General features: G+C 46.0%; 14 protein-coding genes and 1 pseudogene. 4 read left to right on the plus strand and 11 right to left on the minus strand.

Features of this window, described 5'->3' with window-relative positions; translation table 11 throughout:
• Positions 1–568: 568 nt before the first annotated feature.
• The 3 genes from MHN01_RS05905 to MHN01_RS05915 form a co-directional block, all read right to left on the minus strand.
• Positions 569–1,390, minus strand: coding sequence for a nucleotidyl transferase AbiEii/AbiGii toxin family protein (locus MHN01_RS05905; RefSeq protein WP_239410470.1), 822 nt, complete (start codon positions 1,388–1,390; stop codon positions 569–571).
• Positions 1,356–2,327: a type IV toxin-antitoxin system AbiEi family antitoxin gene (locus MHN01_RS05910; protein WP_239410471.1), complete on the minus strand. Its 972-nt coding sequence runs from the start codon at positions 2,325–2,327 to the stop codon at positions 1,356–1,358. Before MHN01_RS05910 ends, MHN01_RS05905 begins: the two co-directional genes overlap by 35 nt.
• A 581-nt stretch (positions 2,328–2,908) precedes the next feature.
• On the minus strand, positions 2,909–3,904 hold the full coding sequence (locus MHN01_RS05915; protein WP_239410472.1) for an endonuclease/exonuclease/phosphatase family protein: 996 nt from the start codon (positions 3,902–3,904) through the stop codon (positions 2,909–2,911).
• Between the two features lie 444 nt (positions 3,905–4,348).
• Here MHN01_RS05915 and MHN01_RS05920 point away from each other — a divergent pair, with 444 nt between their 5' ends.
• Positions 4,349–6,556: a hypothetical protein gene (locus MHN01_RS05920; protein WP_239410473.1), complete on the plus strand. Its 2,208-nt coding sequence runs from the start codon at positions 4,349–4,351 to the stop codon at positions 6,554–6,556.
• 20 nt (positions 6,557–6,576) lie between these two features.
• Here MHN01_RS05920 and MHN01_RS05925 read toward each other — a convergent pair whose 3' ends face one another.
• From MHN01_RS05925 to MHN01_RS24620, 5 genes are all read right to left on the minus strand, one after another.
• The gene (locus MHN01_RS05925) at positions 6,577–6,768 is read right to left on the minus strand and encodes a YwbE family protein (protein ID WP_239410474.1); all 192 of its coding nucleotides are present in this window, start codon (positions 6,766–6,768) and stop codon (positions 6,577–6,579) included.
• A gap of 83 nt (positions 6,769–6,851) precedes the next feature.
• Positions 6,852–7,160: a hypothetical protein gene (locus MHN01_RS05930; protein ID WP_239410475.1), complete on the minus strand. Its 309-nt coding sequence runs from the start codon at positions 7,158–7,160 to the stop codon at positions 6,852–6,854.
• 18 nt (positions 7,161–7,178) lie between these two features.
• Complete coding sequence (locus MHN01_RS05935) at positions 7,179–7,955, minus strand: ParA family protein (protein WP_239410476.1); 777 nt, start codon at positions 7,953–7,955, stop codon at positions 7,179–7,181.
• A 216-nt stretch (positions 7,956–8,171) separates the two neighbouring features.
• The gene (locus MHN01_RS05940) at positions 8,172–8,915 is read right to left on the minus strand and encodes a hypothetical protein (RefSeq protein ID WP_239410477.1); all 744 of its coding nucleotides are present in this window, start codon (positions 8,913–8,915) and stop codon (positions 8,172–8,174) included.
• 188 nt (positions 8,916–9,103) lie between these two features.
• The gene (locus tag MHN01_RS24620; protein ID WP_370646437.1) at positions 9,104–9,325 is read right to left on the minus strand and encodes a ParA family protein; all 222 of its coding nucleotides are present in this window, start codon (positions 9,323–9,325) and stop codon (positions 9,104–9,106) included.
• Positions 9,326–9,409: 84 nt separating this feature from the next.
• Between MHN01_RS24620 and MHN01_RS05945 the strand changes: the two genes are divergently transcribed.
• Entirely contained in the window at positions 9,410–9,553 is a 144-nt protein-coding gene (locus tag MHN01_RS05945; protein ID WP_239410478.1) for a hypothetical protein, read from the plus strand.
• 339 nt (positions 9,554–9,892) lie between these two features.
• A pseudogene (locus MHN01_RS05950) lies at positions 9,893–9,982 on the plus strand (IS200/IS605 family transposase); the annotation flags it as partial.
• Between the two features lie 318 nt (positions 9,983–10,300).
• On the opposite strand, the gene MHN01_RS05955 reads toward MHN01_RS05950, so the two are convergent.
• The 3 genes from MHN01_RS05955 to MHN01_RS05965 all read right to left on the minus strand — a co-directional run bounded on the left by MHN01_RS05955 (position 10,301) and on the right by MHN01_RS05965 (position 12,408).
• Complete coding sequence (locus MHN01_RS05955; RefSeq protein WP_239410479.1) at positions 10,301–10,459, minus strand: hypothetical protein; 159 nt, start codon at positions 10,457–10,459, stop codon at positions 10,301–10,303.
• Positions 10,460–10,462: 3 nt separating this feature from the next.
• On the minus strand, positions 10,463–11,119 hold the full coding sequence (locus MHN01_RS05960; protein WP_239410480.1) for a hypothetical protein: 657 nt from the start codon (positions 11,117–11,119) through the stop codon (positions 10,463–10,465).
• A gap of 377 nt (positions 11,120–11,496) precedes the next feature.
• Positions 11,497–12,408 (minus strand): peptidoglycan-binding protein, encoded by a 912-nt coding sequence (locus MHN01_RS05965; RefSeq protein ID WP_239410481.1) that lies wholly within the window; start codon positions 12,406–12,408, stop codon positions 11,497–11,499.
• Positions 12,409–12,647: 239 nt separating this feature from the next.
• Between MHN01_RS05965 and MHN01_RS05970 the strand changes: the two genes are divergently transcribed.
• Positions 12,648–13,003, plus strand: a 356-nt coding sequence (locus MHN01_RS05970) for a peptidoglycan-binding protein (RefSeq protein WP_239410482.1), incomplete at its 3' end; no start/stop codon positions are given.

Here is a 13,003-nt window from a genome sequence, read left to right on the forward strand (position 1 = left end):
TATTGAATCGTAAGCGCAAGCAGTATGAGATGTTGGGTGTGTGGTGATGTTCTTTGGATTAAACAAGCATCAGTGATTCATTTTTTTGAAAGGTTGGTAGCCACCTCCTCTGACAAGCCGCATTTATTTCAATATAAAAAACTACTACCTTGGCTAAGTAAATAGCCAAGGTTATCCATATTCTATTAATTTACAATCTTCACGTGAGATAAGTACGGAATGCGCTGAGCTTTATTAATTACAGCCCCTTTGGAAACCCGCCCTATTTAACACGCTCCAGCAGTCGTCCCTCCTTGGTCTCGCAAGTTCAATCAAGCCATTTTCCAACCACAAACAACGTGTTTTCCAAATGTCTCGGTCCATTCGTGGCAGGGTTTGGGCTAGATGAACCAAGAGCAGAGCAAGAGCTTTCACTCTCGTGGGTGCGGAAGTGGTGTTTACGGATTTAACGGGGGATATACACGGCTTTAAAGCAATTTCGGCCGCCATATTGGCGACCGCGGTTGTCAGGTTTTGCTTATAAATCAAGTGTTTACCTTGTTGTAAGGTCGCTCTGTTTTATTGCCGCCTACTCAATACCAACCCCCATCCAAAAGGCATCTAATTGCGCCTCCACCTCATCGACCGTTGTGGTTTGATGGGTTTTGGTTATCGCGGCGATCAAGGCGTCGCGCTTGTCTGTTTTGAGCTGAATGAGAATTTCTCTGGTTGCTGTGCTTAGCAAATCGTTGAGATCAAACCCCAAGAGAAATGCGGCCTGCTTGTCCACATCGTAATCCAGCGCTTCGCCAGGGACATAGTCCTCCCACAGCCGGCCGTCGTGGATCTGGCCGTATTTTGACAGGATGGAGTAAAAGTCGGTGGCATCCTTGCTGTTTTCAGCCCCGCGCTCATCCCAGGCCATGAGCTTGAGCATGACAATACCGGGTAGGGAGGCAACTTTTAATTCAACCCCTTTGAAGCTTACAGTCAGGGCGCTCTCATAAGCCTCCTGGAAACCAACTACAGACATGGTGATGTCATGGCTCGGCGGCCATTGGATGTGTCCTTCTTTGTCGGCCAGGTGGCCAAAAGGAATGATATCGACCGGCAGCCCGCTTTCTGGCTCTTTTAATCGGTGCACCTGCTCGGTTGCTTCCAGGCCGGCTTTAATTAAGCGTGTTTTGGCCGTTTCAAATTCATCCCAACTGGAAACGAGGAGGGCAGTATCGATATCCCGTGTCGCGCGGATCGGTGCATGGCCGAAAATGCCGTGAAGGACAATATCCCGGGCGGTGGCACCGGCGATAAAATACGGGATCGCCAGGGGCGTGACAGCGTTGATCACACGTAACAATGCTTGCTCAAACACAGGGTTAAGGGAGTTGCTTAAGGTGTAGGTATCGGTCATTGATGATCTCTGCGACTTCTTGGTTGCGGCTGTCCTGGCTGGCAAGCAGCTCAGCCGTGCTTAATAGGGCGGTGGCAAACGGGGTGAGCTCGAGTGATTCTCCCCAGAACGGGGTAGCGACGGTTAGATTTCCATCGGGAGCCGGCCTTGCACGGTACTGGCGTATTTTCTGTTGCAGTGGCAAGCGGGTAAACAGCAGCCAGTGTTCAGGCGTTAAGTAATCGGTTAGCTTGCTCGCCGCAACTTCACCGCTCCACAGTTCTCCTGGCTGAAGTTCAAGCTCCGCCCAGTTCTGCGGTGAGTTCAGGCGTAACATTTTCAGCTTGGGGCGCAAGGTTGTGTGATATGAAGCGAGCCATTGATAGGTGAGCGCCTGTCTGTCGAGGAGCCTTCTGTTGCTCTTCTTTTCGGGAATATGCTTATTGTCGATCAGATAGTTGATCGCTTTACTCACCATTCCCAGGGAGATATCGGCTTTTTGGGCTATCTCACTATATGGCCTGGTGAGCAGATCATTGTCAGCAAGCAGGGCAAAAAGACACTTCATGATCCCAATGCTTATCGTTGAGGCCCGGTGTTTCTGGGGGGCGGGCTTATTGCCTTGAAGCAAAATATAGAGGCCGCTATCGACAATGCGTGCATTACCGGCTTCGTCGATGTAGTTGATATTCTGCTGATGGCAGTAGTCGCGAAGAAAGTCACTGAGCGGGTTGCAGACAAGCAGGGGCATGTTGCCATTATGCTGGCTTGGAAGGTGCTGCAGACTCTCTTTACGGTGGATTAGCTTGCATTCGACATGAAATGCATAGGCTTGGCCGTTGAATGTAATCTCAAGCTCGCCGTCCCCAGACTCTAGGCTGGTATGGCTCGCTATAAGCCTGGCGTGCAACTCTTTGGGGAGGTTGTCTATCGCGTTGGTGAGCAAATCTTCTGTCATTTTCACGAATCCTATCTTTTCATGAATCATGAAAGTATTGTAATCGTGAAATCTTGTGTTGTAAATATATGGGATCCCTATGGGGATGACGTGTGACATTGTAACTTGCTGGGAGTGGTTATCGTGAAAGTGAATTACACGATTGATGTGACGCACTTCTCGTTGATGCTGTTTTTGTGATCCGCTTCAAATAAATATTGTAATTTAATTTCATTGCGATATAGTAACCACATCTTCAGCGAAGTGATGAAAATGCTCAAAGGATGAGTCCGTTAATCGCCTCCAGGGAACCGAGATCAACCGAACTCTTAATGTTCAACACATAATAAATTGATTAAGAAGGTGATAATTATGAAAGGTTTTGTTTCTGCTACATTCTGGGATGTTCGTTCTGTTTACACTGCTAACTTCCAATACCCAACAAGCTTCGGCTACTGATTTCTGTTGCAGCTCACGCTGTGACCAAAAAAGCCGCCTATCGAGGCGGCTTTTTTTGATCTGGAGCCCGTCTGTTCATTCTATCTATGCTTAGATAGTGACGGTTTTCAGGCTCTGGGACATTAACGCTTTAACTTTGCTACTTAATCCCTAAACAACGCAATAAACGGCGCATGATCACTGGCCGGGTACTTCTCATCTTTTCGGTAGGGCAGGCTCTCATCGTGGAGCGTCTCGTTCAAAATTTTCGCGCCATCGAAATAGGGTAAGAGCGACTGTGAAATCAGCATGTGATCCAGCAGGTTACCTTTACCATGGTGGAAATGGCTGTAACGGACAGATTCCGCGAGCCCTGCGCTGCAGGGAACCAGCGACTTATAGCGGAGCTCGGCATTATTAGTGTTATCGACGCTGCCGCAAATAGTTTCGACCGGAACCTCTCCCGGCTCGGCATTCAGATCGCCGCAGACGATGATTTTAGCTTGCGGGTCTGCCTCATTCTCATCGGTCCCGTCAAAAATAGTATCGAGTAAAATCCGGGTCTCGAGTGCCTGGCCGACTCGCTTGATCGATGACAAGAAGTAGCCTTCTCCCCACGCCGCCGGTGATGCCCAGGTGTACCGGTCCACTTTTTTCCCTTTAATGACTGAGGCCAAACGCGACTTGAGATGGAGGTTGATGATATGGATATTGCCAAGCTCTGGGTGGGCAATTTGGCAGTGCAGTATCGGCCGTTCCCATTTGAGCTTGCTGGCATTCGGTTCAACAGGATTGGAGGTAACGCTGCGGTACATCAGATCAGTGATTAAGTCTGCGTTGTACTGGGCAGGTTCTGGGTCTGAGAAGGTAAATTTTGATAACACAACAAGGTTACGCTCGGCTCTTGGCTGCCCATCCTGGGTGGTCGTATATTGCACATGGTAATCCTGGTATTGCGTTCCTTCCACTAACTCCGTCAGGGCTTCTAGTGTTTTTTTATTCTCCGTATTTTTCTGGCTGTGGACTTCCTGTAGGCAGAGGATATCGGCATTGATCCGCTTTAGCATTTGGCGAAGGGGAACAAGCCGCTCTTGGAATGAAGTATTGCCTGGCTCTTGTGCATAGTCGAGGTTCTCGATATTGAATGTCGCGACTTTCATGTTACCGGCTCCTTGATCTGATTTCTGGTCATTGGTCCTTAAATCACTCTTATTTAAGCAGGCGTTGTAAGTAAAAAGCGAACAAATCCAGTTTGTGTGAAGTGCTGCCATAAAGTTGAGAATACCGGCATGAAACCGCTGTTCTGGCATGGTGTTTGTCTATGTGTTGGCAGCACATTATCGAAAAAGGGAGCAGGGGGAAGGCTATCCCCAGAAATTGTGATTATCTCGCTCCAGGCCCGTAATTTCGGGTCGGTATAACTTTTCAGCAGGCCTGATGTTGTGGATAAGGGGTAGTTTATTACCAGGATTGTGACCTTTGTTTCTGGATAAACAAGCCACCAAATGCAATCGATTGATTATGTATGGTTAATGCAGTAAATATAACTGATTGATTGTTTGCGACTTAGGCTGAGGAGTTGGCCTTGCTGGGAGTGATTGTCTATGGGGAAAAATGGTTATTATGAGGGGTGGGAGATACTGTTCAGCGACCACTCCCGCCCTGTCCTTGCGAGTCGTCTCATTGCAGAGATTGAAAAAGGCTCGGATTTAACAAACGGCATTACCCGGCATCAGATTGCCGAGGATAACCAGAGCTACCGCTGTGCCCACTGCCGGGTGCCGGTGTTTTTGGCCGGCAGCACGACTGACGGCGGGCAGCGGCTGCACCTTCGGCACAGCACCAAATCCCCGGAACATAAAAAGCAGGCAGAAGGCTGCGCCTTTTGTAATCCCAATAGTGAACAGCGCAGGCTCTACAACCAGGTATTTCAGGGAGAGGGCGAGTGGCATCTGCGGAACAAGGAAAAGGTGGCTGATATTTTGTCCCGCGATCCCCGGATTGATCCCGATTCCGTGGCAACGGAGCGCTATATTTTCAGCACCGAGCACGATATCAATATCCGACGACAACCGGATATCTATTGTTGCGATCGCGACGGCAACCACTGGGTCTTTGAGCTGACCCGTTGGTGGCTGCATCCCGAAACCGCGGTGGCACGCCAGCAGGCCTACCGCCGTCTGGGTTATAACCTGGTATGGCTGTTCAGCCCGGAATGCCGGGAGAAGAACCGCTCAACCTTCCACCTGCTGCTTTACGGATCCAACTATCGCGACGACACGCCGGCGGAGTCTCTGGCCGGTGAGGAGGCCCAGTTCAATGCTTTTGAGCTCTCCGAAGCGGCACTGACGAAAAGCGACAGCGAGGGGGTACTGCATCTGGATGTTGTCTATCCGCACTTTGTTGTCGATGAATCTCTTGGCTCGATAGATATTACCTACCAGCAGAAGGTAATGAGCATGCACTCGCTCTCTCTTGCGCCGCAGCAGCGGTTGCCGTACGGGGTAAAGACCGCCGTTCAGCTGCAGCAGGCCAAAGAGCACCTTGAGGCAGCCCGGCAGGCACTGGCCAGGCAGGAAGAGGATCAGCAACGTCTCCGACAGGCCCGGGAGCTGAAGGACATCCGCCATACTCTCGGTACAATCCGCCAGTCTCTTCGTTCCGAGAGTATGAATGATGATCTTGCTGGTCTGTATCGATCACTGATAGCACAATGTCGTACAGGATCTCTGCATGAGCTTACCGCTGAGCGTGCATTACGGATTGGTGCTGTCATTGAAAAAGCAGAGAAGAAGGTGCTTGCTGTCGTAGATAGCTACCTCAGGGAAAAAGTCGCCCGGGAGGAACAGTGTCAGGCACTCAAGGAAGCGGCCCGTGGTTTTATTGCCCAGTTCAGGGGCGTACCGTTTTCCCCTGGTAGCGAGCTTGGCACTCAGGGCCGGATACTCTGCGATCAGCTCAACAAGATCAGGTTGTTTGAGCTGGCAAGTCGGTTGGAGTCGGTCTGCAGCGCATGTCATCGGCGGTATATTGTCGAGCTTGCTGATGAAGTGAGTATAGCTCTAGGAAAACACGATCGAAGTCAGTGGTTGCTTAAAACGAGGCCAGCCCTTGCCGCGCTTGTTCAATATACCGGGGAATGCGGTGAGCGGAAGTTGCAGGCACGTCTGGAAAAGATGCTGCCCATTATCGATAACCATGGCGTGTATGTGCACTATCGTCAGCTGGAGTCAGAGTTGGCCCAGCCCGGAACTTTGCCACCGGGCCTGATTGACGAAGCGCTTGTCGTGTACGATTTGCTTGTCGGAGCATGGTTCGAGGAACTAGCCAGAAAGCTTTTGACATCTCTGGTTAGCCGCTACCAAAAACAGGCCCACAGTGATTTTTACTCGCTGTTGAGCTGGGATGAAAATACCGATTACAGGGAGCTTCTCCCTCTGGCTTTTCAGGTTTCTTATGATAATCCGGCTGCTATCGCAACACTCTTGGGGTGCGAAGAAGCCTCGCTGGCGCGCTTGCCTGATATTAGCTCCTACTATGTTGGCTTGGCGAGCCAGATCGTGGGAGATTTTTTTGATGTTTTGGGCGCGGCGTTGACGTTATTTCTTGCAACCGTAGAACCTGGCAATAGCCCCCTCCAGATTCATCGCCATGATGCGGTCGTGAAGCTGTTGGATGATTGGTCGCTGTATATTGCGTCATTTCAATCCATGGAGGAGCAAGTTAGTGTCAGAGCGTATTTTGATGACTATTACGGTGAGGCCTTCAAAACGTTGTCTGACATATTGTCTTTAAATATGGCTTGTTCGTGATCCTGGTAGGGCTGTATGCCCTAAATGATCTCTTTCACTCGTCCCACATCACCGCTTTCTAATCGCACTTTGATACCGTGCGGGTGAGTAGGTGATTTGGTAAGAATATCTTTCACGATCCCTTTAGTCAGCTTGCCGGTTCGTTGGTCTTTCTTTAATACAATTTGGACTTCCAGTCCTGCACGTATATCTGAGCGGTTGGTGCCATTCATAAAAGTCTCATTACTTCATTGGGTACTGTTATAGCTAAATGCCGAGGGTGTGGATGTATTACATATGTAATACATCTATGGGTTTAGTTTGCTTCGTTAATCGCCTTGATCACCGCCTTCTGGTTGAGCTTTTCGCGCATATGGATCAGCCCGCGCAGCAGCTTGGCGCCGGTGATTTTTTTCCCCGTCGCTTCGCTCAGCTCTTCCAGCCACAGGTTCAGCTCGGCCTTGTCATTTTCAGGCAGGCGCATCGGTACCGGTGAGGTACCCGTGGTCACGTTGCGGCGCGTGGCCACGGTGGTGATTTTCTCATGCTTGTCCTGCTGCGCCTCAGGTTCTTCCTTGCGCTTGTTGCGGCGGCTCAGCGCCGTGGTTCCGGTCAGTTTTTTCATAATTATGTATTACATTTGTTATACATTAACTCTTGCAATTATTTCTTTTGCAAGTGATTTGTAGTCATTAAGTGCGGTTGAGCCAGGCTTGTAGCTTAACAATGGCTCGGCACTCACGCTGGCCTGGCCAATGGCCTCCGTCCGGCGGACCGCGGTGCTGAGTACTTTACCGTCAAGCTCGTTGAGCTGCTCGTCGAGGAAGTTGTTGATCAGCTTGTTGGTCTTGGCGTATTCGTTGCGGAATACCGCGAAGTTCACGTCTTCGGTTTCCTTTACCTCTTCCAGCGCATCCAGCAGATCTGCCAGGCCATTGAGCGAGAACGACCCGCCGTCGACCGGGATCAGAAACAGATCGGCGGCCATCATGGCGTTGACCGAAGTCAGGCTCAGGTTCGGCGGACAGTCGAGCAGTACCACATCATACTCTTCCTTGATGGTCTCAAGCTGCTTGAGCAGAATACGCTCGCGGTGCACCTTGGTCAGGCTCTGCTCGATCACGCGGCTGAGGCGAATATCGGTCGGGCACAGTGACAGGTTGGGGATCGCCTTCTCTGCCGCAACCGCCGGGATGATTGCTTCAGTGATAGGGTGTTTCTTGGCGGAATCGAAAACATGGGTAATGGTGGTATCAAACTCAAACTGGCCGCCGCTGAGTACTACGGTGAGGTTGGCCTGCGGGTCGAGATCGATAGCAAGGGTGCGTTTGCCTTCTCTGGCGAACTGCGCCCCAAGGTTGATCGCCGTGGTGGTTTTGCCCACGCCGCCTTTCTGATTGATGATTGCGATGACTTTCACTGAATAACACCTCCATTAAGTGTATTACAAATGTAATACACTTAATGGGTTGGCTCAAGAGGTATCTATGATATTAATCACTTTAGGAATCAAAATTAACATGCTTATAAACAATACAGCTAGAAGTGATAAAGAAAGCAATATTACATTTTGCTATTGATATCATAACCATTATTTTAAGTAAGCTTGAAATAATGGTTATTTATAGGTGTTAGGTTATTTGTTTGTCTTGTTTAATAAATCTTTAAGGTCTTTTAGTGAATTGTTTATTTCTTTCATTGGTTCAATAGGTTTGGGTATGTTTTGCTCGAAAAATGACTTTCTTTGACTATCGATTTCATTTTTTGCTGTTCTGATTCCTGTATTTAAAGCTGACTTTAGGGTTTGTATGTTGTTTTCCTCCTTACTCCAGTCTTTTGCCCATTCATTTTGGAACTCAAATATATTAGACTTTAATACTGAAGCGGTATTGATAAAACTTGATGAACTAATTTTAGCTTCTAGCCACTGAGAGCTTGCACGGTATGCTGCCAGTAGTCCAGAAATGATGACTGTTATGCTAGAGACTATAGCTTTATCTTTAAGAAAATAAGTTAGCAAAGCAACTGTAACTGGAATGGATAACAAAACGACAACTCTTCCAGTTTGATAGTTTTTAATTTTGCTTATGTTTTTTTCATGCTTTTTTTTATACCAAAGTGCAGCTTTGTGATTGAAGTTTACGTAGTTTAATAGTAAGGAGTTGAGGTCTTTGTCAGGTGTTTTATCCTGGCTTCCGGTTTCTTTATAATCTTCACGTTTAAGCCCTATTTTTTCAGCAAATGCATCAACATCTGCATCTATATCATATTTGATATTATCAAACTTGTTATTAAAAGTATTGTCGTTATCGTAAAATGAAATTGATTGCTCCATGATGTCTATTCCTAATAGTTCATCTTTATCTATATTATCTAACATGATGGTCTAGTTATTTGTTCAATAGTTAAGAATTTTAAGCGTTGCGATACAATACTATTGATAAGTTTAATTTTTCACTTTTCCAGTTGTTAAAGTGATTTTGACAACGTGATATAAATCGATAGTAGACTCAAGGCTGGTCAACCCCTTTCGTTCTGCTTCAGGGCGATATAGGAGGCACTAAGCCACTACGGGCAATGCCACGGTAGCTGAAATGGTGTAGTCGATCGAGTCATTGATACGGAGCCACCCGCGGAACAGGTGAACGTGTCGTTTACTGTAAGGAGGGAACAGTACCCCTGAAAAGACCTTTGTATCGGTCTAGAGTACAATAGCCCCAACCCAAGATTAATCGCAGTGGTAATTTTGCCCACGCCGCCCTTCTGGTTGATGATTGCGATGACTGTCACGGAAAAACACCTCTTTCAGTGTATTACAAATGTAATACATTAATGGTTATAGATTTAGACGAAATCTACTTTCGTGGTGTTATTGTGTGTCTCGTACTATTTGCTCTTGCAATCTTCTATCAGGGGATTATTGAATTGTTCCTCTTGGCGGATGATTTAATCATGGTCGCGGAATGTGATGCCTCGGAAAAACTGGACAATGTGCTGCAAAATATGTGCAAGGTATAGAAGTGAACTGAATAGGCATGATTTGGTTCGTCAGCATGGAGGAAAAACAGACTTATCAAGATAGTTTTTGGTTGCGTGCAGAAGTAAGCTGAGCAAGCCGGAGGGTACTCGTTTTCAATACACCTTTCTCAATTTTGATGGTAGAAGATTTAGTCATTGGATTAGTAAATTTAATCGCGTGGATAGCAGTCATATCAAAAGTCCCTAGCTTCGTTGGGGCGATCTAATAATATTAAATTTTTATCCCTTAACCATCTACTTCAGTATGAGGTTATCATCCAGCGAGGCTTTGCCTGAAGTTCTGCCTACGATAAATGCTCCCTTGTTTTTCAGCGAAGTCAAAGAGGTTATTTTGTCGATAGCTTTGGAATCAATGAAGAAATAATTCGACAATATGTAAGGCATCATGAAAAGAAAGAGCGCCAATAACAGGGATCTGAACTAAACTAAGACCCCTTTTAGGAGCTCATGCAAAGCCACCTTCTTTAGAAAGTGGATAATTATAGAGGCGTTATATGTTACACCTAAGCAGAGAGATTTCTCTGGTGAATCATAACTTTCTTTATATTTATCATTAAATACAGAATCTAATATTTTACATGGTTAAGTAAACTGTTATTTTAAAGGGGCTTTTTTTGTGTTGACGTTCAGGGTTGATGGTTTGTCTTTAATGAGATCGTCTGATAAGTGAAAAATATAGAATATTTTAGTTGGGAATGTGTTCAACTCGTGAGATATAGTTATGTGTTATTTTTTCTGAAAAATCAATACTAAGTATTGTCCATAGGTAAAGCTACTAGCTAGTTTGTATTTTCTAGTTTCCATACCATTACAGACTATCGTAATGGTATTTATGATGTTATCTTGATCACCATTTAAGGCAATGCTTTTGATGATTGTCGACATGCTCTACTCCTCAGTTGATTTTAATATTCCTTTTGCCATTAATATCTCTTTCAATGCGTTAACTTGAGCGACCGTAGTGTTGTTACTGTCGTACATTTCAATAAAATTGTCGAATCCAAGCTGTTTGGCTGCCCCATCGATTGTTGGCTGATTTACTTTATTTGAATACTTATCTAATACTGGCTTTAGTTGGCTTACGACATTTGGGTTGACTTCAACAGTTTTTAATTGTTCTATGACGTTTTCGTTTATTGAACCGTCAGGTCCTTTAGCAAACAAAGCAGAGCTACTTGTTGCTTTGACCGCTTCTTTGCCTACAGCTAATCGTTGGTAAACTCCTGTTTTACCAGATGAATCTAAGCCTCCGTTATAATGGAGTTCCATCACTACATCGGCAACATCACTTGCTCCATCTTTGTGGCTTTTTTGTGCACTGTTTTTATTGTTGGCCCGGTTTGTTGGGACGAAGGCCATTTCTGCTCGTTTGTAACCAAAGGTTGCGTCAATTGCGCCATTGGTTGGCTGCTGTGATATTCCAAGTCCAATTGTTGTCCCGGTGTTGGCAATGACTGAATACCCTTGGTTCGAACACCCGAACAAGGTTATAAATACGCTTAAAGTGACCAGTGGAGTTCTTAGGTTTTGCTTAGTTAAGTTCATTTCTCGGCTCCCTAGTCGGCAATACAGTATTTGCTTCTAGTGTGATGTCATTCTTGTTACATGTACTGACTTCCAACAATATGTCATCAAGAGTATCCGATATGACAACGCTCGTATCTTGGCTATAACCCAGGTCAAGCTTAAATCCTGGCTGGTTTGAAATACTTAGGCCAAGGCTTGTTGCTTTGCTGGCTGAAGCTCCTAGTCCTCCCTTTGGTTTTGGTGTTTTAATAATCCCAAACCCAATTATCATGTGGTGGTAACTATTTTCGTGCTTATCCGTGAACACAAAGCAGCAAGACGTTGTGCAACCTGTTATTGATGCGATGCTAAATAATAGTGCGAGTACCTGCACTTTAGCACTCATTTTATTGTATTCAGCTGTGATTGAGGGTAATACCCAAAGCACTGGCTGTAATGGGGCCGACAATGCCGTCTGCAGCATTTTTACCGAACTCAGCCTGCTGGAAGTCCAATAGGGCAAATAGTGTTTGTTGGCCAAACTGGCTATCAATATGGCCTTGATAGAATGACTGCTCGGTCAGTTTTTCTTGCAATACTCTGACGAGATCGCCTCGGGATCCGTAACGTATACGTGAAGCAGGTTTTTTAGCACTTGCTGATAAAGCATCCCGACCGTTAAGTAGGATGTAATCGAATTTATTTTGGTGATGACTATAAGCATTGTCATAGAAATTAGCCCAGGGTCCAGTATTGGGTCTGTTGTGTCGCTGTTTACATTTTGGATATCCCACCACTACTTGGCATCCTGCACTAGAGAAGGAGTCTTCTGGCCCCATACTCCACGCAGAGTGAATATTGTCATAGGGCGCCATGTACTCAACTCTATCGAGTTCATCATAATCAAGATCGTCTGCAGTACGCCGAATAGGAAGTTTTCCCTCCATTCTAAATGCTCTATGTCCTCTTGGTGAGCTACCACTGTGCCAACCTTGTGTATAACCAGGGTGGAAACCTGTCATCAATTGATTAGTCCCTTTTCCCCCTCTTTGTTTGGCCTTTTTGATATTCTTAAAACTTGGAACTGTGCTGGCACTGAAAATGGCAAATGTCTCATCATCAAAATTGGCTTGGCCGAGAGTGCATCTTGGATTCTGGTAATTGACATCGGTGATCGTTAAGTTGTGCGTTTTTTGAAAAATATGTCCATGATCAGGAGTTGCGGGTAGGCAACCTCTAAAGCCAAAAAATAATAATCCGCTATCGGGGACCTCGAATAGGTTGGCTTGCCAAAGAGCTTTGAGGCCATCTAGAGAGAGTGTGAACATAATAAACCCCTGCTTTCATCGTGTGATTAGCATACGCAGTAGGCTGGTTCGCTTAGTCTGAAAAGTGAGAATATGTCTACTTAAGCAATTATTGATGTATGTTTTATTGTGCTAGGTAGTTGATTTTATTTTATCTAAAAGGTACATGAATTTTTGTGTGGTTTATTAGACCTGAGCGCCTTATAAAGTGGGCTACACTTGCTATTTATATGTGAGTATTTAATAAAACGTCAGAGGGCATGATGAGTTACCCTGAACTGAATCGTGGCGATAAAGGTGAAGCTGTTGTTCATTTGCAAACATGGTTGAATCGGGTTGGCGCCATGCTTAAAGATGACGGTGACTTTGGTGCTGAGACGGAAAGGGCTGTATATTACGCGCAAGAAATAGCCCAGCAAGAAAGAACGGGTACTGTTAAGTGTCAATTATGGCAATGGTTAGATGCGCAGCCTGAGCCTTTTCCATCCTTGGTAACAAATGGTGTGGCCTTTATCGCTAGAGAAGAGGCCGGCGGACTACGTTACTATCAGAAACATACTCGTAAACCACACTATCCAGGTATGAGCAGTGGTATTACTATTGGCGTTGGGTATGA

Source organism: Photobacterium sp. OFAV2-7 (genome assembly GCF_022347985.1).
In the GTDB taxonomy this organism is placed as follows: Bacteria; Pseudomonadota; Gammaproteobacteria; order Enterobacterales; family Vibrionaceae; genus Photobacterium.

Bases quoted from the DNA above. Each gene is read 5' to 3' on its own strand.
- MHN01_RS05905 (WP_239410470.1), bottom strand. From the start codon at position 1,390: ATGACCGATACCTACACCTTAAGCAACTCCCTTAACCCTGTGTTTGAG.
- MHN01_RS05940 (WP_239410477.1), bottom strand. From the start codon at position 8,915: ATGTTAGATAATATAGATAAAGATGAACTATTAGGAATAGACATCATG.
- MHN01_RS05930 (WP_239410475.1), bottom strand. From the start codon at position 7,160: ATGAAAAAACTGACCGGAACCACGGCGCTGAGCCGCCGCAACAAGCGC.
- MHN01_RS05915 (WP_239410472.1), bottom strand. From the start codon at position 3,904: ATGAAAGTCGCGACATTCAATATCGAGAACCTCGACTATGCACAAGAG.
- MHN01_RS05955 (WP_239410479.1), bottom strand. From the start codon at position 10,459: ATGTCGACAATCATCAAAAGCATTGCCTTAAATGGTGATCAAGATAAC.
- MHN01_RS05925 (WP_239410474.1), bottom strand. From the start codon at position 6,768: ATGAATGGCACCAACCGCTCAGATATACGTGCAGGACTGGAAGTCCAA.
- MHN01_RS05960 (WP_239410480.1), bottom strand. From the start codon at position 11,119: ATGAACTTAACTAAGCAAAACCTAAGAACTCCACTGGTCACTTTAAGC.
- MHN01_RS05920 (WP_239410473.1), top strand. From the start codon at position 4,349: ATGGGGAAAAATGGTTATTATGAGGGGTGGGAGATACTGTTCAGCGAC.
- MHN01_RS05910 (WP_239410471.1), bottom strand. From the start codon at position 2,327: ATGACAGAAGATTTGCTCACCAACGCGATAGACAACCTCCCCAAAGAG.
- MHN01_RS05965 (WP_239410481.1), bottom strand. From the start codon at position 12,408: ATGTTCACACTCTCTCTAGATGGCCTCAAAGCTCTTTGGCAAGCCAAC.